This window comes from Halegenticoccus soli (assembly GCF_002844195.1).
GTDB lineage: Archaea > Halobacteriota > Halobacteria > Halobacteriales > Haloferacaceae > Halegenticoccus > Halegenticoccus soli.
Genome location: NZ_PEND01000006.1, coordinates 176,547 through 194,524 on the forward strand (window position 1 = coordinate 176,547; position 17,978 = coordinate 194,524).

General features: G+C 68.7%; 17 protein-coding genes and 1 pseudogene. 11 read left to right on the forward strand and 7 right to left on the reverse strand.

The genetic code is table 11. The features are described from left to right. Positions 1-79 precede the first annotated feature (79 nt). Genes CNO20_RS17050 through CNO20_RS17060 form a run of 3 tightly spaced genes read left to right on the forward strand, consistent with a single transcriptional unit; the run spans position 80 to position 2,750 of the window. Positions 80-1,132: an ABC transporter substrate-binding protein gene (locus CNO20_RS17050; RefSeq protein ID WP_101297325.1), complete on the forward strand. Its 1,053-nt coding sequence runs from the start codon at positions 80-82 to the stop codon at positions 1,130-1,132. Then, positions 1,129-1,932: an ABC transporter permease gene (locus tag CNO20_RS17055; protein ID WP_101297326.1), complete on the forward strand. Its 804-nt coding sequence runs from the start codon at positions 1,129-1,131 to the stop codon at positions 1,930-1,932. The genes CNO20_RS17050 and CNO20_RS17055 overlap by 4 nt, the downstream gene beginning before the upstream one ends. Beyond that, positions 1,920-2,750: an ABC transporter ATP-binding protein gene (locus CNO20_RS17060; protein ID WP_101297327.1), complete on the forward strand. Its 831-nt coding sequence runs from the start codon at positions 1,920-1,922 to the stop codon at positions 2,748-2,750. Before CNO20_RS17055 ends, CNO20_RS17060 begins: the two co-directional genes overlap by 13 nt. A gap of 12 nt (positions 2,751-2,762) precedes the next feature. Here the strand turns inward: CNO20_RS17060 and CNO20_RS23475 are convergent, their stop codons facing one another. Both CNO20_RS23475 and CNO20_RS17065 read right to left on the reverse strand, forming a co-directional pair. Further along, positions 2,763-2,915 carry a hypothetical protein gene (locus CNO20_RS23475; protein ID WP_199174903.1) on the reverse strand — a complete coding sequence of 51 codons (153 nt, stop codon included), beginning with the start codon at positions 2,913-2,915 and terminating at the stop codon, positions 2,763-2,765. Positions 2,916-3,148: 233 nt separating this feature from the next. Further along, positions 3,149-5,449 (reverse strand): heavy metal translocating P-type ATPase, encoded by a 2,301-nt coding sequence (locus CNO20_RS17065; protein WP_101297328.1) that lies wholly within the window; start codon positions 5,447-5,449, stop codon positions 3,149-3,151. Positions 5,450-5,618: 169 nt separating this feature from the next. Between CNO20_RS17065 and CNO20_RS17070 the strand changes: the two genes are divergently transcribed. From CNO20_RS17070 to CNO20_RS17080, 3 genes are all read left to right on the forward strand, one after another. Beyond that, positions 5,619-6,167 carry a winged helix-turn-helix domain-containing protein gene (locus CNO20_RS17070; protein ID WP_101297329.1) on the forward strand — a complete coding sequence of 183 codons (549 nt, stop codon included), beginning with the start codon at positions 5,619-5,621 and terminating at the stop codon, positions 6,165-6,167. 213 nt (positions 6,168-6,380) lie between these two features. Further along, a complete protein-coding gene (locus tag CNO20_RS17075; protein ID WP_101297553.1) occupies positions 6,381-6,584 on the forward strand; it encodes a heavy-metal-associated domain-containing protein in 204 nt (67 codons plus the stop codon). 84 nt (positions 6,585-6,668) lie between these two features. Continuing rightward, positions 6,669-8,015 (forward strand): DEAD/DEAH box helicase, encoded by a 1,347-nt coding sequence (locus CNO20_RS17080; RefSeq protein ID WP_101297330.1) that lies wholly within the window; start codon positions 6,669-6,671, stop codon positions 8,013-8,015. 35 nt (positions 8,016-8,050) lie between these two features. Here the strand turns inward: CNO20_RS17080 and CNO20_RS17085 are convergent, their stop codons facing one another. Beyond that, positions 8,051-8,455, reverse strand: a complete 405-nt coding sequence (locus tag CNO20_RS17085; protein ID WP_101297331.1) for a transcriptional initiation protein Tat — start codon at positions 8,453-8,455, stop codon at positions 8,051-8,053. Between the two features lie 129 nt (positions 8,456-8,584). Here CNO20_RS17085 and CNO20_RS17090 point away from each other — a divergent pair, with 129 nt between their 5' ends. Further along, positions 8,585-10,117, forward strand: coding sequence for a DUF790 family protein (locus CNO20_RS17090; protein ID WP_101297332.1), 1,533 nt, complete (start codon positions 8,585-8,587; stop codon positions 10,115-10,117). Positions 10,118-10,219: 102 nt separating this feature from the next. Then, on the forward strand, positions 10,220-10,426 hold the full coding sequence (locus CNO20_RS17095; protein WP_101297333.1) for a hypothetical protein: 207 nt from the start codon (positions 10,220-10,222) through the stop codon (positions 10,424-10,426). A gap of 54 nt (positions 10,427-10,480) precedes the next feature. Here CNO20_RS17095 and CNO20_RS23915 read toward each other — a convergent pair. The 3 genes and pseudogenes from CNO20_RS23915 to CNO20_RS23920 all read right to left on the reverse strand — a co-directional run. Continuing rightward, positions 10,481-10,982, reverse strand: a pseudogene (locus CNO20_RS23915) (hypothetical protein); the annotation flags it as partial. A 144-nt stretch (positions 10,983-11,126) separates the two neighbouring features. Then, on the reverse strand, positions 11,127-11,639 hold the full coding sequence (locus CNO20_RS17105; protein ID WP_199174904.1) for a DUF7122 family protein: 513 nt from the start codon (positions 11,637-11,639) through the stop codon (positions 11,127-11,129). Next, positions 11,636-12,694, reverse strand: a complete 1,059-nt coding sequence (locus CNO20_RS23920; protein WP_233204237.1) for an RsmB/NOP family class I SAM-dependent RNA methyltransferase — start codon at positions 12,692-12,694, stop codon at positions 11,636-11,638. Before CNO20_RS23920 ends, CNO20_RS17105 begins: the two co-directional genes overlap by 4 nt. 181 nt (positions 12,695-12,875) lie before the next feature. On the opposite strand from CNO20_RS23920, the gene CNO20_RS17120 reads away from it, so the two are divergent. Continuing rightward, entirely contained in the window at positions 12,876-13,616 is a 741-nt protein-coding gene (locus CNO20_RS17120) for a proteasome assembly chaperone family protein (RefSeq protein ID WP_101297334.1), read from the forward strand. A 25-nt stretch (positions 13,617-13,641) separates the two neighbouring features. Here CNO20_RS17120 and CNO20_RS17125 read toward each other — a convergent pair whose 3' ends face one another. Further along, positions 13,642-14,643, reverse strand: coding sequence for a glycerophosphodiester phosphodiesterase (locus tag CNO20_RS17125; RefSeq protein WP_101297335.1), 1,002 nt, complete (start codon positions 14,641-14,643; stop codon positions 13,642-13,644). 253 nt (positions 14,644-14,896) lie between these two features. On the opposite strand from CNO20_RS17125, the gene grpE reads away from it, so the two are divergent. Further along, positions 14,897-15,634 (forward strand): nucleotide exchange factor GrpE, encoded by a 738-nt coding sequence (gene grpE, locus CNO20_RS17130; protein ID WP_101297336.1) that lies wholly within the window; start codon positions 14,897-14,899, stop codon positions 15,632-15,634. A 273-nt stretch (positions 15,635-15,907) separates the two neighbouring features. Next, on the forward strand, positions 15,908-17,794 hold the full coding sequence (dnaK, locus tag CNO20_RS17135; RefSeq protein ID WP_101297337.1) for a molecular chaperone DnaK: 1,887 nt from the start codon (positions 15,908-15,910) through the stop codon (positions 17,792-17,794). The last annotated feature ends 184 nt before the right edge of the window (positions 17,795-17,978 follow it).

Genomic DNA, 17,978 nt, shown 5'->3' on the forward strand with positions numbered 1-17,978 from the left:
ACCGTTCGACGCGAAACGGCAGAACGCGGTGTTTACCGGTGGCGTGTGCCGAATAAGTCGCGACTCCGTACCGCTCGCAATGACTGACACACCGATCGACGGAGGGTACCGCGCTTCTCGCAGGCGGTTTTTGCGGGCGACCGGCGCGGCGGTCGCCGCGGGCGGCGTCGCCGGCTGCCTCGGCGGCGCGGGCGGGAAACTCGACGAACTGACCGTCGCGTACATGCCCATCTACCCCGACATGCAGTACTTCGTCATGCAGGAGGAGGGCTACCTCGACGAACTGAGCCTGGACGTAAAGCCGCGGGAGTTCTCCGACGGGCCGAGCATCGTCAAGGCGTACGCCGGCGGCGAGATCGACGTGGCGATGTTCGGCGTCCTGCCGGCGATGATCGTCATCGACCGCGGCATCTCCGCGAAGGTCACCGCGGCGAACATCAAAGAGCCGATGATGATCATGGCGCACGAGGACCTGCTCGCGCTCTGGGAGGAGCACGGTCCCGACGCCTTCGCGGCGTTCGAAGCCGAGACCGGGCGGAAGTTCCGATTCGGAACCTTCCCGAAGGGGAGCGTCCCGGACATCCTCCTCCGGTACTGGCTCTCGGACGTCCACGGGCTCGACCCCGAGTCGGCCGTCGACATCATCGAACTGGGCGGCGCGCAGGCCGTCTGGCAGGCCATGGTCAACGGGGAGATCGACGGCACGAGCATCATGGAGCCGGTCCCGACCATCGCGCGAGAGGAGGGCTCGCCGATCAAGCGGCTCGCCGTCGCGAGCGAGTTCATGGAGGGCCAGCCCGCGGCGGTCGTGCTGATGAGCGACGCCGTCCGGGATCACGACGTCGGAACCGAGTTCCTCGAACAGCACGTGAAGGCGACGGAGCTCATAAACGACCGACCCGATCGGGCGGCGGCGGACGCGAGCGCCGTCATCGGCGAGCGGACTCTTCCCGTGGAGCGGGCGCGCAAGGCGCTCGACTCGCCGCTGTCGAACTTCGTCACCGACCCGCGCGAGATCGAAAACGGGACGAAGATCTTCGCCGAGTACGCCGCCGAACTCGGCAAGACCGACGCGAAGCTCTCGACGAGTGACGTCTTCGACTACTCCCTCTACGAGTCGCTCGACGCATGAGCGTCGACACCGAAGAGGCGGCGGTCGACGCGCGGACGCTGTTCGCGTCGGCGGACCGCGACTGGCGGCACCTCGCGAGAGGCGCGGCGGGGCTCGCGGGTTTCGTCGGCGTCTGGTGGGTCGTCTCCCTGTTCCAGAACGACCTGGTCCTCCCGTCGCCGGTCTCCGTCGCCGAGACGTTCGTCGCCGAACTGCTCTCGGGCGCGATGGTCACCGCGCTCTTTCAGAGCATGCTCCACTGGATTCCGGGGACGATCGCCGGGACGCTCCTCGGCGTCGGCCTCGGCGTCCTCCTCGGCTGGAGCCGGCGGGCGGACGACACGGCCGCGCCGGTGGTTCGGCTCCTCCGCCCGGTGCCGCCGCTCGCGCTCATCGGCTTCGCCATCGCGTGGTTCGGAATCAACCACGCCGGGGCGGCGTTCATCGTCGCCGTCGGGGCGTTCTGGATCAACTTCTACAACGCCTACGGCGGCGTCGAGGCGGTCTCCGAGGACCTCCTCGACGTGGCGCGGAGCCTCGGCGTCTCCGGCGACCTGGCGATGGTGCGGACGGTCGTCCTCCCCAGCGCGCTGCCGGAGATCCTGACCGGCGTGCGGACCGGAATCGGCCGCTGCTGGATGCTGGTCGTCGCCGCCGAGATCTTCGGCGTCCCCGGCATCGGCAGGCAGATTCTCACCGCGAGCAACAACCTCGCCGTCGACGTGGTAATCGCCTACATCCTCGTGTTGAGCCTGGTGTTCCTCGTCGTCGACTCGGCGTTCCGCGCCGTCCAACGGAGGGTGCTGGTGTGGCGCGACTGAGCGACTCGTCGGGCGCGTCGGACGGCGACGAGCCGAGCGGCGATGAACCGAACGACAACGAACCGGGCGACGGCGCGGCGCGCGTCAGCGTCGACGGCGTCGAAAAGGAGTTCCCGGGCGAGCGCGGCCCGGTTCGGGCGCTCGACGGCGTCGACCTCGACGTCGCGGACGGGGAGTTCGTCTGCCTCGTCGGCCCGTCGGGGTGCGGCAAGACGACGCTCCTGCGGATCATCGCCGGGCTGGAGCCGCCGACCGGCGGCGAAGTCCGGCTGAACGGCGAGCCCGTCACCGGTCCCGGCCCCGACCTCGGCGTCGTCTTCCAGGAGTACCACCTGTTCCCGTGGCGGACCGTGGCGGGCAACGTCGCCTTCGGGCTCGAACGGCAGGGCGTCCCCGAGGAGGTGCGCGAGCGGATCACGAGCGACCTGATCGAACTCGTCGGGCTCGACGGCTTCGGGGGCGCATACCCGTCGGAGCTCTCCGGCGGGATGAAACAGCGCGTCGCCATCGCCCGGGCGCTGGCGGTCGATCCCGAGATCCTCCTCATGGACGAGCCGTTCGGCAGCGTCGACGCGCAGACCCGCGAGATGCTCCAGGGGGAGCTTCTGGACGTGTGGGAGGAGACCGGAAAAACCGTCGTCTTCGTCACGCACGACGTCGAGGAGGCGGTCACGCTCGCCGACCGCGTGGTCGTCCTGGCCGCGAACCCCGGCCGGGTTCGCGAGGTCGTCGCGGTCGACCTCCCCCGCCCGCGCCGGCGGACGGACGAGGGGTTCGTCGAGGGCGTCGAGCGCATCCGCGGGCTCATCGGCGACTGAGCGGCGAGCCTTTCAGCCCTCGTACTCGTCCCGCAGGTCCTCGATGTGCGATTCCAGCACCGAGAGCGCGGCGTCGGCGTCCACGTACCCGTTCTCGTACTCGTCGAACACCGCGTCCGCGTCCCGGAGGAACGTTCCGACGGCGTCTTCGAGGCGTTCGCCCATGGCCGGGTCGACGGGCGCGGTCGGTTTAGGCGTTCGGCCGGGTCGGCGGCGTCGAGAGAGGCACGGCCGACAGGATACACGTCAGTGAGATCACGTCAGTGCGATCGAATCGATACCGGAGAAGCTCATCAACCGGGTACCGCGAGAACTCTCATCGAACGCGGGCGGTCAGAACTTCTTTCGCCTCGGCTGCTTCGGGCTCGCGCTTTCGGGTTTCCGCCGCTTCAGCGGCCTCATCGGCGTCTTCTGGTCCCCTGCTCGGCGGAGAAATCGAGACCGACGCCTCCCCCGCCGACGAGCTGGCCGAGGAAGCTGTTCGCGAGCACGAGGCTCACGCTGGCGAGCATGGCGACCATCGCCCAGACCGGATGGACGAGCCCGGTCATCGCCGCCGGGACGCCGATGCCGTTGAAGCCGAACGCGATGAGCAGGTTCTGCTTGGTCTTCGAGTAACTGTTCTTCCCGATCTCGTAGGCGTCCATCACACCGCCGAGCCGGTCGCCCACGAGGACGACGTCGGCGCTCTCGACGGCGACGTCGGTTCCCGCGCCGATCGCGATGCCGATATCGGCTTGCGTCAGTGCGGGCGCGTCGTTGATGCCGTCGCCGACCATCGCCACCCGAACACCGTCGGACCAACGGTCCGACGAGCCTCGGCTCGCTTTGCTCGCCGAGACGCCCTCCGCCTGGATACGTCGGACTTCCCGGGTTTTGTCGTCCGGTAAGACCTCAGCCGTCACGCGCTCGAGGCCGACTTCGTCGGCGACCGCCTCGGCGGTCCGCTGGTTGTCCCCGGTGATCATGATCGGCTCGATCCCGGCGGCTTTCGCGCGCTCGATCGTCTCCGCGGCGTCCGCCTTGATCCTGTCACCGATCGCAACCAGCCCGACGAGTTGGTCGCCGGCGGCGACGCCGACGACGGTCCTGCCGCGGTTCTGGAGCCGCTCGACGTCCGCCTGTCCGGCGCTCAGATCGACGCCCTCGTCGGCGAGCCACCCGGGCTTCCCGACCAGCACCTCTCGGTCACGAACGGTCGCGCGCACGCCCTTGCCGGTCAGGCTGTCGAACGCTGTGGGATCCGGGACGCTCACGTCCCGATCGTCGGCGTCGTCGAGGATCGCCTGCGCGAGGGGGTGTTCGCTGAATGCCTCTGCAGCGGCGGCCAGCCGAAGGACGCTGGCGTCGTCGCGGTCGCCGAGGCTCACGACCTCGTCGACGGCGGGTTCGCCTTCGGTGACGGTGCCGGTCTTGTCGAGGGCGATCACTTCGACGTCCTGGAAGAGCTGGAAGGCGTCGCCCGAGCGCACGAGGATACCCCGATTTGCGGCCATCCCGCCGCCCCGGATGAGCGCGAGCGGCGTCGCCATGCCGAGCGCGCACGGATAGCCGAGGACGAGGGCCGCGAGCGCGGCGAACGCCCCGCGCCGGACATTCGGTTCGCCGCCGACGACGAGCGGGCCGACCGTCCAGAAGACGAATGCGCCGGCGGCGGCGACGAGCACGCCGGGGACGAAGTACTTCAGGACGCGGTCGGCGAGCCGAAGGACGCCCGGCTTCATCGCCCTCGCTTCCTCTATCTGTCGGGCGACCTGGTCGAGGAACGCGTCGTCACCCGTAGCGGTCACCTCGACGAGCAGCGCCCCCGTTTCGTTGACGCTGCCCCCGATGACCTCGTCGCCGACCCGCTTGTCTTCGGGGACGGATTCGCCCGTCGCGACGCTCTCGTCGACCGCGCTCTCGCCCTCGATGATCTCGCCGTCGACCGGGATCTTCTCGCCCGGCTTCACCCGGACGCGGTCACCGACATCGACCTCGCTCACCTCCACCTCTTCGACCTCGCCGTCCTCACGGACGCGGCGCGCCGTATCGGGTCGAAGGCTCAGCAAGTCCCGGACGGATCGGGAGGCTCGCGTTCGGACGACGAGGCTCGTGTACCCCGAGAGGATGTGGTAGGTCGTGATGAACACGGACACGGCGAAGAAGTGGACGGTCGGGAACGAAGGGTAGACGAAGAGCCCCAGAAAGCCGCCGACGAGGCCGCCGAACGCGCCGGCTTCGAGCAGGACGTGCTGGTTGAAGATGCCGCGGCGCAGGCTGTAGTAGGCCTTCTCCTTGATGTCCCAGCCGGGCCAGAACATCGTGACGAGCGCGAGCCCCATCGCGGCGAGGTCCGTCCGGAGCGACCGGGACTCGAACGTACCCATCACGAAGATCATGAATCCCATCAGCGCCGCGGTGGTGACGGCGGCGGTCCCGCTGACGAGGAGTTTGCGCTTTCCCCCTTCGAGCTCCTCTCGCTCCTGTTCGAACTGTTTGACCTTGTCCGGATCGCGGATCGTGTAGCCGAGTTCGCGGAGCGCGTCCTTCAGTTGGACCTCGTCGACCTCCTCTTCGTCGTATTCGACGAGGACCTCCTCGTGGGCGAGGCTCACGTCGACCCTGCTAACGCCGGACGTCCGGTCGTACGCCTTCCGGATGCTCTCGGCGCAGAACGAACACGACATCCCGCCGACGTTGAACTGGGTCGTGATCATACTCTTCCGGTGAGTAGGTGGGGAATTCACTTAAGCACTATCACTAGTATTGTACCGCTCTAAAGAGAGTAGATCTGATAGTGGCCGCTTCAACCGAACGGTTTTCCGTTGCACCGATACGAATCGCTTCCCAGTAGTGTTATGGCCGTAGCTCCCCTATCGACGCGGTATGAGCCTCTTCGCCACCGACGTGAGTATCAAAGACGTGATCACGACCGATCCCCAGAAGGCCAAGGCGCTGGAAAACGACGTCCGCGCGAAAATCCTCGATATGCTGGCCGACGAGGAGATGACTATCGAACGGATACGCGAAGAGCTCGAGCGGCGCGGTGACGAGAAAGCCGAGACGACCGTCCGTCACCACGTGAACGTGCTCAAAGACGCGGGGATGGTCGAACTCTCTCGGCTCGAGGAAGCGGGCGGCGGGACGCTGAAATACTACCGCTCGAACACGCGCGTCTTCTCGTACGACTTCCCCGAAAGCGCCGAATCGGCGCTCGAATCCGCCTCGGAAACGACTCGTGACGAACTTCGCGGTCTGATCGGGACGCTGTTCGCGGAGCACGGCGACGAGATCGAAGCCGTCGCCGAGGAGATGAAACCGTGCGAGTACTGTTCGACGCAGCACTACGAGGAGTACATCGTTCGCGAACTGCTGAATCGGTCGCTGACGACCCTGAGCGAGGGCGGCGATCTCGACGAGCTCCGCGATCAGTAGATCGTCGAAACGGTCCGGCCGTTCCGAGGAGAGACGCCGCGTAGCGCGTGACTTCGACCGGCCGCGGTGAGAGGTGAAGCGATCGGACGGGTCGACGGGGTCGGTAGCCGATCCCACGAGGAGCCGTCGCAGCTCCGCGACCACTCCAAGCTATTTAGCGCCATTACGAACTTCGGGATAATAGTTAAACGCGTCGCTCGTCTACGTGCGCGCATAGATCGATACGAACTTCGGGTAGAAGGCATGTCCTGCACCGGCTGCGAGGAACGCGTGACGAACGCGGCCGAGCGCGTCGAGGGCCTCCGGCGGGTCGACGCCGATCACGAGACGGGGACGGTCGAGATCACGGCCGACGAGGGCACGGAGGACGCCGTTCGCGCGTCGATTCACGAGGCGGGCTACGACGTTCCGGCGTAGTCCGCCCGCACGAAACCCGTTATCGACCGCGGCGCGCAGCCGCGTCCGGAGCCCATTTAGCCCCCCGCCGCGAACGCTCCGCCGGTGACCATCACGCTGTCGTTCGAGGACGGGACGATCCGGATCGCCGGCGACCCTCCGGCGCTCCCCTTCGTCGAGGACGACCCCCGAAGCGGGACCGCCCGCGCCCCGGCGCACCGGTACGCCGACCTCCGGGACGCCCTCGACGAGCGCGGCGTCGCGTACGACGACCGGGTGCTCTCCTCCGCGGCGGCCGCCGCGGATCTGGACCTCGAAACGACGTACGAACTCCGCCCGTACCAGCGCGAGGCGCTCGACGCCTGGCGCGACAACGGCGACCGCGGGGTGATCGAACTCCCGACGGGCAGCGGCAAGACCGTCGTCGCCATCGGCGCGACGGCCGCGCTGTCGACCCCGACGCTCGTCGTCGTCCCGACGATCGACCTGCTCGACCAGTGGGGGCGCGAGCTGGAGGCGGAGTTCGGCGCGCCGATCGGCCGGTTCGGCGGCGGCGAGCAGCGTCAGGAGCGGATTACGGTGTCGACCTACGACTCGGCGTACCTCCGCGCCGACGAGGTCGGCGGCGACTTCGGGCTCGTCGTCTTCGACGAGGTCCACCACCTCGGCGGCGAGGGGTACCGCGACATCGCCCGGCTGCTCGCCGCGCCCGCCCGGATGGGGCTCACGGCGACGTTCGAGCGGCCCGACGGCGCCCACGAGGTCGTCTCGGAGCTCGTCGGCCCGCGGGTGTACCGGGCGAGCGCGGACGACCTCGCCGGGACGCACCTCGCCGACTACGACATCAAGCACATCGAGGTCGAGCTCACGGACGAGGAGCGGGCGCGCTACGAGGAGGCTCAGGGGACGTTCGTGGACTACCTCCGCACCTCGAACATCACCTTCCGGAGCGGCAGCGACTACCAGGAGCTCGTCAAGCGCTCCGGCACTGACCCGCGGGCGCGGGAGGCGCTCCTCGCCAAGCAGCGCGCGCGGGAGGTCATGATGAACTCCGACAACAAGGTCAGCGAGCTGGAGCGCATCCTCGACCGCCACCGCGACGACCGCGTCATCGTCTTCACGGCGCACACGGACCTCGTCTACCGCCTCTCCGAGCGGTTTCTGATCCCCGCCGTGACGAACGAGACGAGCGCCCCGGAGCGCCGGGAGATCCTCTCGCGGTTCCGCGACGGGACGTACAGCCGGGTCGTCTCCGCGAACGTCCTCGACGAGGGCGTCGACGTGCCGGACGCGAACGTCGCGGTCGTGCTCTCGGGCAGCGGGAGCGAGCGCGAGTTCACCCAGCGGCTCGGGCGCGTCCTCCGGCCGAAGGACGACGGCGGGAGGGCGCTGCTGTACGAGCTCGTGAGCAGGGAAACCGCGGAGGAGCGGGTGGCGGCGCGGCGGCGCTAGCCCGGCGTCTCGGACGAGCCGCAGGGACGAGCGACTCAGGCGACCGACGCGGACGGGCGGAACGAGCCGTCCCGCTCGAACGCCTCGTACGCCACCGGGAAGTCGAACGCGACCTCGGTCTTCCCGCCGCCGGGGACGTTCACCTCCGCGCGCTTCTCGTGTTCCTCGTCGCCGACCGCGACCCGCGCGACCACCGCCGCCGTCAGGTCGTCGTCCGTCCGGTTGGCCACGGCGACGACCGCCCGGAGGTCGCCGTCACCCGTTTCCTCGAACGAGAAGTCGGAGACGTACAGCGGCTCCCGCTCCGGGAGGTCGCGCGGGTCGCCCGCCGGCGCGTCCGGCGGGTTCCGCGGCCCCGTCGCCCCCGGGTACCCCTCCAGGCAGCCGGCGGAGAGGCCGAGACAGAGTGCGCCGAGGAACGCCCGTCGATTCGTGCGCATACCCGTGGCTCCGACCGGTCCGGCATGAGCCTTGTCCTCCGCGGCCGCGCCGGTCGGGGAGGGCGACGATCTTCGGAGCGACCGAGCCGAGGCGCGGCCCTTTTCTCGTCGCGCCGAATACTCACCCGCGTGCTCACGAAGGACCTCCTCCGCGTCTCGCGGGCCGGCGGCGGGTACCGCCCCCGGTTCGTCGGCCGCGAGGCCCGGCCGCTGGCCGCCCGCGTCCTCGGGGTCTTCCAGGGCCACGTCGGCGAGCGCCGCCGCCGGCTGGAGGAGGCGCTGACGGAGTTGGAGGCGGAGGCGGGCGCGGGCGACGGGGCGTTCCGAGCCAACGACGGCTTCAAGGTCGTCCGCGGCTTCGCCGCCCTCCTCGACCGCGAGGCGACCTTCGAGACCGACGCGCCCCTCCCCCCGGAGCGCGTCCGGCGGACGGTGTTCGAGTGCGCCGAGGCGGCGACCGTCGCGACCGAGGCGGAGCGCGCGGTCGCGATCGACGCGGCCGCCGATCGGCTGGGAACCGACACGGCGTCGATCGAACGGTCGCTGTACGCCGACCGCGAGGCGAACCAGGTGCTCGTCGCGTTCGACCCCCGGTGGGACCCCGACGAACTCGTCGCGCAGTACAACCTCTCGCTCGCGCAGACGGCGCTGTTCGACGCGACGGAGGTCCGCGTCCGCAGTTCGGACCCCAGGGCGCTCGTCTCGGCGGTCAAGCGCCTCCGGCTGATGTACGAGATCGGGACGGTCGACGGGGCGAGAGAGGTCGTCGTCACCGGCCCCGACGCGCTGTTCCGCCGCACCCGGCGGTACGGGACGGCCTTCGCCCGCCTCCTGCGCACGGTCGCCGGGACGGCGGAGTGGTCGCTCGTCGCGACCGTCGACGACCGCGGCGCAGAGCGCGAGATGCGCCTCTCGACGGGCGACGTCTCCGTCCCCGGCGTCGAGCCGGTCGCCGAGCCGACGTACGACAGCGGCGTCGAGGCCGACTTCGCCGCCCGCTTTTCGGGGCTCGATCTCGACTGGAGCCTCGTCCGCGAGCCGGAGCCGCTCGAAGCCGGCCACCGCGTGATGATCCCGGACTTCGCGTTCGACTACCGCCACGCCGACTTCCGGGTCTACTTCGAGATCATGGGCTTCTGGATGCCCGAGTACGTCGAGAAGAAGCTCGACCAGCTCGCCACCGTCGAGGACGTTGAGCTGCTCGTCGCGGTCGACGAGTCGCTGGCGGTGAGCGAGGAGATCGAGGCGGCCGACCACCGGGCGATCCCCTACCGCGGGACCGTCCGCGTCAAGGACGTGGTCGACGCGCTGCGGCGGTACGAACGCGATCTCGTCGCCGACGCGGCCGCGGAACTCCCGGACGAACTCGAACCCGACGCGGACGTCGTCTCGCTCGACGCGCTCGCCGCCGCCCGTGGCGTGAGCGTCGAGGCAATCGAGGAGAAGCGGTTTCCGGCGCACGAGCGCCTCGGCAGGACGCTCGTCCGCCCGACGGTCCTCGACGCCCTCCGCGACGAGATCGAACCGGGCATGTCGCTCGGCGAGGCGGAGTCGGCGCTCGAAGCGCGGGGCGTCGACGACGCGAGCGCGGCGCTGTCCGCGCTCGGCTACCGGGTCGAGTGGCGGGGGCTCGGCGGCGGGACGGTGAGACGGAAGGAATGACCGCCCGTCCGGTCTGCTGGGCGTCGGGGGCGTCGGATTCGACCGAGCGAACAGGCACTCGCCGGCACTCCATTTTTGTCGTTCGCGCCCCAACGTGATCCCATGGTACTGAAGAAGCTCCTCGGTTCGAAGTGGTCCCGCCGCCTCAGCGCCCTGTCGTTCGTCGCGCAGGCGGTTTCGGCCCTGAAGCGCGGAAAGACCAAGCTCGCCGTCGCGCTCGTCACCGCCGCGGCGATCGCCTACCGGTCGAGCGTGGCCGGCATCGTCATCGAACTGCTGCTCCGCGGCTACCGGCGCAAAGCCGCGTAGCTGGTTTGACATCCTCCCGCGCCTGAAGACGCGGGAATCCCGAGCGTTGGGATATTACGGTTTGCAGTCTACCACCTCTGTCCGAGGTTGGAATCCTCGGGAGAGGTCATGAAGGTAGACTCCTGGCTGTGCCAACCAGCCGGTACTCCTATCCTCGGGCAACTGCCCGGAAGACTCGGAGTTACTTTGAGTCAAGTCAAGACGGATGTTCTCCGCCCCATTCACATCAGCGTTGAACGCCGCATCACACGGCTCACACACGTACAAGCCGCGTTCGACACGCTGATTCTCGTCTTCCGGCTCTGACTTGTTGCAGGTTTTCAACCGTGACTTCGGGGCGAGCCTCGTATTCAACGAGGATATAGTCCCAGTCTCTCGGGTGGTCTTTGTGGTTCGCACCCTTCGAGAGTCCGACACGGTTGTGTTTGGTGTCGTGACGGATGCCTTTCTGCTTCCACGTCACCGTAGAACGCGGGTGTTCTTCGTGGACACGGTGGCCTTGTGAGTCGTAGTAGTTTTTCTTGCGGTAGCCGGGCGGATTCGCACGAGAATCGTTCTTGCGCTTTTGTTTCCACGTTGGGATTAGAACGTGGAATATCCCGCCGGGCTATCGAACGGCGGGTGGTGTAGTGTATTGTCGGATTCATCCTGACCCTAAAAGGTCAAGTATTCTCCTTGATTCCGTATAGCTACCGCATTCTCACAGCTCGGCCAGCGACTCCCGCCGCCCCTTGGGAATCGTCGAGCGGAGCTCGCCGTGGAGGTACAGCCCGACGCCGATCGGTTCGAGGTCGCCGGCGAGTTCGTGGGCGACGACGAGGTAGCCCCAGTCGCCGTCCCACTCCACCTCCTGGTCCTCGCCGGCGGCGAAGCGCGCGGCCCGCTCGCCGTCGAGTTCGAGCACGTTCCTCGTCGCCGCGCGGCCGAACCGCTGGACGGCGTTCGTCGTCGGCTTCCAGTGCTCTTGGCGGGTACGCAGGAACGCCATGCCGAGCCCCTCGACAGCGATGGGGTCGGCAACGTCGCCGCTCAGGATCCAGATCTTCCCCGCGCCCTTCTCCCAGAAGGTGTACCCGTCGAAGCGGTTCGGATCGACCCCGAAGCGCTCGGCCCACCACTCGACGACCTCCTCGCGGCTGGCGCGGCCGGGGACCTCGCGATCGTCGGGCGTCTCCGGCAGGCGATCGAACACCTGCCCGTCGTTCTCGCTCACGCCGTCACCTCCAGCTTCGCGCAGAAAAAGCCGCCCGTGTCGTTCTGGTGGGGGTAGACGCGGTGCGCCCGCTCGACGCTCGGGTCGTACTCCTCGCCGTCCCACTCGGTCACGCCCGGCGACGTTTCGAGCGGCGCGTCGAACTCGACGAGCCGGCAGGCTTCCTCGCGTAGGACGTGGTTGAGGACGGCCTCGTTCTCCTCCGGCGCGAAGGTGCAGGTTGAGTAGACGACCGTCCCGCCGGGCTTCGTCGCCTGGACGGCCCGCCGGAGGATCCCCTTCTGGATGCCGGCGACGCTTCGCACGTGGTCCATCGTCCACTCATCCAGCGCGTCGGGGTTCTTCCGGCAGGTGCCCTCGCAGGAGCAGGGCGCGTCGACGAGGGCGCGGTCGAACGCGGAGAAGGACGGGTCTGCGGGCTTCTCGCCGTCGGCACCCTCCCCTCCATCTCCGTTCCCGTTTCCGCCGCCGCCCGCGTCACCGTCTCCGCTTCCGTCCCCGCCCCCGTCCCCGCGTCCATTTTCGCCTCTCCCCCGGTGCCCGTCTCTCGCGCCCTCGAACGGCTTCAGGGAGAAGTTCCGCGCGTCCTGGTTCGTCACGGCGAGGTTCGTCACGCCGAGGCGCTCGGCGTTCGACCGCAGCGCGGACAGGCGGCCGAGGTTGTTGTCGTTGCCGACGACCAGGCCGCGGTCGTCCATCAGCGCCGACAGCTGGGTCGTCTTGCTCCCCGGCGCGGCGCAGGCGTCCCAGACGCGCTCGCCGGGCCGCGGATCGAGCACGAGCGCCGGGAACGCGGAGACCTCCTCCTGGCCGTGGAGCCAGCCGTGGAAGTACGGCCACGTCGCGCCGGCGCTCCCGCGATCCAGCCGGAGAAGTCCGGGGTGCCAGTCCGCCGGTTCGTAGCCGACGCCCTCCCCGTCGAGGGCGGCGCGGGCCCGTTCGACGCTCGCCTTGATCGTGTTGACGCGGACGACGTACGGCAGCGGCCGCTCGCAGGCCGCGAGGAACGCCTCCTCGTCGTCGACGAGCGGCAGGTACCGCTTCAGCGGGTTCATCGACGACACTTCCTGTCGCGGTCGCTTGTCGGTTTCGGAGTCCCGCCGTCGGTTTCGGGGTCTCTTCGCCGGATTTGACGTCCCGCCGCCGGATCCGCCAACGGCACCGTTGCTCGGGCCCCCAACGACTCCGCTCACACCCGCCAACGGCTTTACTACGCCGCCGTCCGTCGTCACGGACATGGCTCACGTCAACATCCTGGACGAGGACCTCGCGCTCGACTCGCCGATGCTGGTCGAGGGGCTGCCGGGCGTCGGACTGGTGGGCAAGATCGCGACGGACCACCTGGTGAGCGAGTTCGAGATGACCCACTACGCGAACGTCCACTGCGAGGGGATCCCGCACGTCGCGGTCTACGCCGACGGCGACCCGGGACTCCACACGCCCGTCCGGCTGTACGCGGACGAGGAGCGAGACCTCCTCGCGCTCCGGAGCGACGTCCCGATCTCGCCGGCCGCCGCGACCGAGTTCGCCGACTGCGTCGCCGACTGGTTCGACGAGAACGACGTGACGCCGATCTTCGTGAGCGGCATCCCGCGGGAGAACTCCTCCGACGTCCCGTCGCTGTACGGCGTCTCGACCGGCTCGGGCGACGAACTGCTCGCCGACGCGGGCATCGACAGCCCGAGTGAGGCCGGTCTCGTCTCGGGTCCCACCGGGGCGCTGATGAGCTTCGCGGTGGAGCACGGCCGCACGTCCGTCGGCCTCATCGTCGAGTCCGACCCGCAGTTCCCCGACCCCCAGGCGGCGCGGACGCTCATCAAGGGCGGCGTCGAACCGCTCGCCGGGATCGACGTGCCGACCGACGAACTCGTCGACCGGGCCGAGGAGATCCGCGAGGCGAGAGAGCGACTCGTCCAGCGCCTCCAGGAGGCGGGAGACGAGAGCACGCAGGCGCAGCCGCTCCGGATGTATCAGTAAGAATAGAACGGAGGACGGAACCGCCCTACCGGTTCCGCGAGCCGAACCGCAGCAGCCCCGGGAAGTCCGAGATGACGCCGTCGACGCCGACGGCGCGGAGCCGTTCGGCCTCGTACCAGCTCCGAGTCGTCCAGACGTTGACCGTTCGATCCTCCTCGTGGGCGACGCTGATGAGGTCGACGTCCTCGACGCCGCCGGCCCACGCGTCCCCGAAGAAGGGCGTCCCCTTGATCAGGTACAGCGGCGGGTGGAGCGCCTCGCAGTCGTACTCGCGGGTGATGTCGAGGCCGTCCTCGATGGAGTCCCAGAAGAGGAACGCGACCGGCACGCTCGGGTCGGTCTCGCGGACCGTGGCGATCGCGGCCTCGTAGAACGACGAGACGAGGATCTCGTTCTCGTACTCGGCGGCGATCTCCAGCGCCTTCTCGGTGAACGGCCGCCAGAGGTCCTTCTGCGCCTCCAGCGCGTCGCCCTCCAGGTTCTCCGCGAACCGGACGTCCTTCGAGCCCGGATTCTTGAACTCGAGGTTGACGCCGACCGACGGCGGGATGGCGTCCATGACCTCCGTCAGGAGCGGCACCGTCTCGCCGCTTTCGAGCACTTCCGCCGACAGCACCTCCTCGGTGGGCGTCTCCCAGACGATGCCCTCCTTGTCGGTCAGCCCGCGCTCGCCGCCGTCGCGCTCGGCCAGTCCGTCGTCGTGGAAGACGACGATGTCGCCGTCGCCGGTCGGGACGATGTCGATCTCGATCATGTCCGCGCCGCGGACGCGGGCGTCGTTCGACCGGCCGCCCCGCGCGGACGCGCGAACCGCGCCGACCGTGTTCTCCGGGTAGACGCCGGCGAACCCGCGGTGTGCGATGACCGCGGGTTCGTCGCCGTCGGGGCGACGCCCCTTCATCTCGGCTTCGGCCGCGTCTCCGTCGCCCGCGGCGGCCGGTCCGGCTCCCAGAGCCGTCCCGGCGACCGCGACGCCCGTCCCTTGCAGAAACCGCCGTCGATCGATCTCGCGTGAGTCGTCACCCATGACGACTCTCTCTGCGCGAACAAAAGATTAATATTTTTATAATAATATCAGATATCACACAACGTATATCGGGTGCGAATCGATCGCGTCCGAAGCGGTACGAGGCGGTACGTACCGCTCCGGAGCGTGCGGACTGGCGGGGATGCGGATCGGTTCGATCGGGCGCGACCGTCGAGCGGTCCCCGAACGGACGACGCCAGCGACCCGAACCGCTTCTACAAGCCTTATACTCCGCGGGCGATTTCCTCCGGGTATGACAGACGACGCTGGCGAGGCCCGCGGAACCGAGTCCGAGCAGCTCGACGACGCGCCGGAGGAGGACGCCGTCGGCGCGAGCGACGGCGAGGCCGCCTCCACCGACGAGGACGCGGCCGGTGGATCCGGCGGCGCAGCGGCCGAGCACTCCGGCGACGAGGAGGCCGGCGGATCCGAGGCGGTCGAACGGGAGCCCGCCGAGGAGGCGCTCGCCTCCCGCGTCGCCGAGCACGACGACGAGCTCGCGTCGGCGGTCCGCGAGCTTCAGACCTGCGCCGACGAACTCGAATCGGAGCTGGCGGAGCGCGACGAGCGGATCTCCGACCTCCGGAACCGCCTGAAGCGATCGCAGGCGGACTTCCAGAACTACAAGAAGCGGGCGAAAAAGCGACAGGAGCAGCTCCGCGAGCGCGCGACGGAGGACCTCGTAGAGCGGCTCGTGACCGTCAGGGACAACCTGGTGCGCGCGCTGGAGCAGGACGAGAACGCCGACATCCGCGACGGCGTGCGGGCGACGCTCGACGAGTTCGACCGCGTCCTCGCCGACGAGAACGTCACGCCGATCGAGCCCGAACCCGGCGAGGACGTCGACCCTCAGCGACACGAGGTGATGATGCGCGTCGAGAGCGACCAGCCCGAGGACACGATCGCCGACGTGTACCAGCCGGGGTACGAGATCGCGGACAGGGTACTCCGCGCGGCGCAGGTCACGGTGAGCAAGAGCGACGACGAGTGAGCTGACTGAACCCCTCCGATCCTCCGGCGGACCGGTCGGGTCCGGCGACCCTTCCACCTCACCGGTCTGCCGGCCCGTCCGCCTCTCCGTTCCGACGGCCCCTCCGCCTCGCCGCCCCGCCGGCCGAACGGATTGATTGCGGTTGGTTTAAACGCACCGACCTGCGGGCGATCGGTTCGGCGAAAAACGCGAGACAGAGTCGAGGTCGTCCGCGGTCCGAACTCGGGGCGACTAGTAACCTTTAACCGACACAAGGCGGTAAATCCGTCAAAGATGGCGAGCAACAAGATTCTGGGTATCGACCTCGGTACCACGAACAGCGCGTTCGCGGTGATGGAAGGTGGCGACCCGGAGATCATCGTGAACGCCGAGGGCGATCGGACGACGCCCTCCGTCGTCGCGTTCACCGATGACGGGGAGCGACTCGTCGGCAAACCGGCGAAGAACCAGGCGATTCAGAACCCCGACCGGACCTTCCGCTCCATCAAGCGCCACATGGGCGAGGAGGGGTACACGGTCGAGGTGGAGGGCGAGGAGTACACGCCCGAGCAGATCTCCGCGATGATCCTCCAGAAGATCAAGCGGGACGCCGAGGACTACCTCGGCGACGAGGTCGAGAAAGCCGTCATCACGGTCCCGGCGTACTTCAACGACCGCCAGCGCCAGGCGACGAAGGACGCCGGGGAGATCGCCGGCTTCGAGGTCGAGCGGATCATCAACGAGCCGACGGCCGCGTCGATGGCCTACGGGCTCGACGACGACTCCGATCAGACCGTGCTCGTCTACGACCTCGGCGGCGGCACGTTCGACGTCTCCATCCTCGACCTGGGCGGCGGCGTCTACGAGGTCGTCGCCACCAACGGCGACAACCAGCTCGGGGGCGACGACTGGGACGAGGCGATCATCGACTACCTCGCCGAGGAGTTCCGGAACGACCACGGGATCGACCTCCGGGAGGACCGCCAGGCCCTCCAGCGCCTGAAGGACGCCGCCGAGGAGGCGAAGATCGAACTGTCCAGCCGGAAGGAGACGGACATCAACCTCCCGTTCATCACGGCGACGGACTCCGGGCCGGTCCACCTGGAGAGTTCGCTCACCCGCGCGAAGTTCGAGAGCCTCACGAAGGACCTCATCGACCGGACCGTCGAACCGACGGAGCAGGCGCTCTCGGACGCCGGCTACTCGAAGGACGACATCGACGAGGTGATCCTCGTCGGCGGGTCGACCCGGATGCCGCAGGTGCAGGAGAAGGTCGAGGAACTCGTCGGACAGGACCCGAAGAAGAACGTCAACCCCGACGAGGCGGTCGCGCTCGGCGCGGCCATCCAGGGCGGCGTCCTCGGCGGCGAGGTCGACGACATCGTCCTGCTCGACGTGACGCCGCTCTCGCTCGGAATAGAGGTCAAGGGCGGCCTGTTCGAGCGCCTCATCGAGAAGAACACGACGATCCCGACCGAGGAGTCGAAGATCTTCACCACGGCGGCGGACAACCAGACCTCCGTGCAGGTGCGCGTCTTCCAGGGCGAGCGCGAGATCGCGAACAAGAACGAGCTGCTCGGCGAGTTCCAGCTCTCGGGCATCCCGCCGGCCCCGGCCGGCACCCCGCAGATCGAGGTGACGTTCAACATCGACGAGAACGGCATCGTCAACGTCTCCGCCGAGGACAAGGGCTCCGGCAACGCCGAGTCGATCACCATCGAGGGCGGCGCGGGCCTCTCCGACGAGGAGATCGACCGCATGCAGGAGGAGGCCGAACAGCACGCGGAGGAGGACAAAAAGCGCCGCGAGCGCATCGAGGCCCGCAACGAGGCCGAAAGCGCGGTCCAGCGCGCCGAGACGCTGCTGGAGGAGAACGAGGAGAACGTCGACGACGAGCTCCGCGAGGACATCGAGGCCGCCATCGCGGACGTGGAGGAGACGCTCGAAGACGACGACGCCACGACCGAGGAGCTGGAGGCCGCGACGGAGTCGCTCGCCAAGCAGCTACAGGAGATCGGCAAGCGCATGTACCAGCAGCAGGCCCAGGCGCAGGCCGGCCCCGGCGGCGCCGGCGCTGCCGGCGGTCCCGGTGGCATGGGCGGTCAGGATCCCAACGCCGACAGCGACGGCGACGAGTACGTCGACGCCGACTTCGAGGACGTTCAAGACGACGACGAGTAGTCGTCGTCTTGAGCCAATCAGAACGCGAAGCGTTCTGATGACGTGGACGAGAGCGACGAGTAGCCGCTCTCGTTCGGCGGATCCGGACGCCCGAGCGGGGCCGCGCACCCGCCTTCGGCGGACCCGGTCTCGGTTTGCGAGACACGGACACGCGGATTTCTCGGCCAGAGGACGTATATACGGA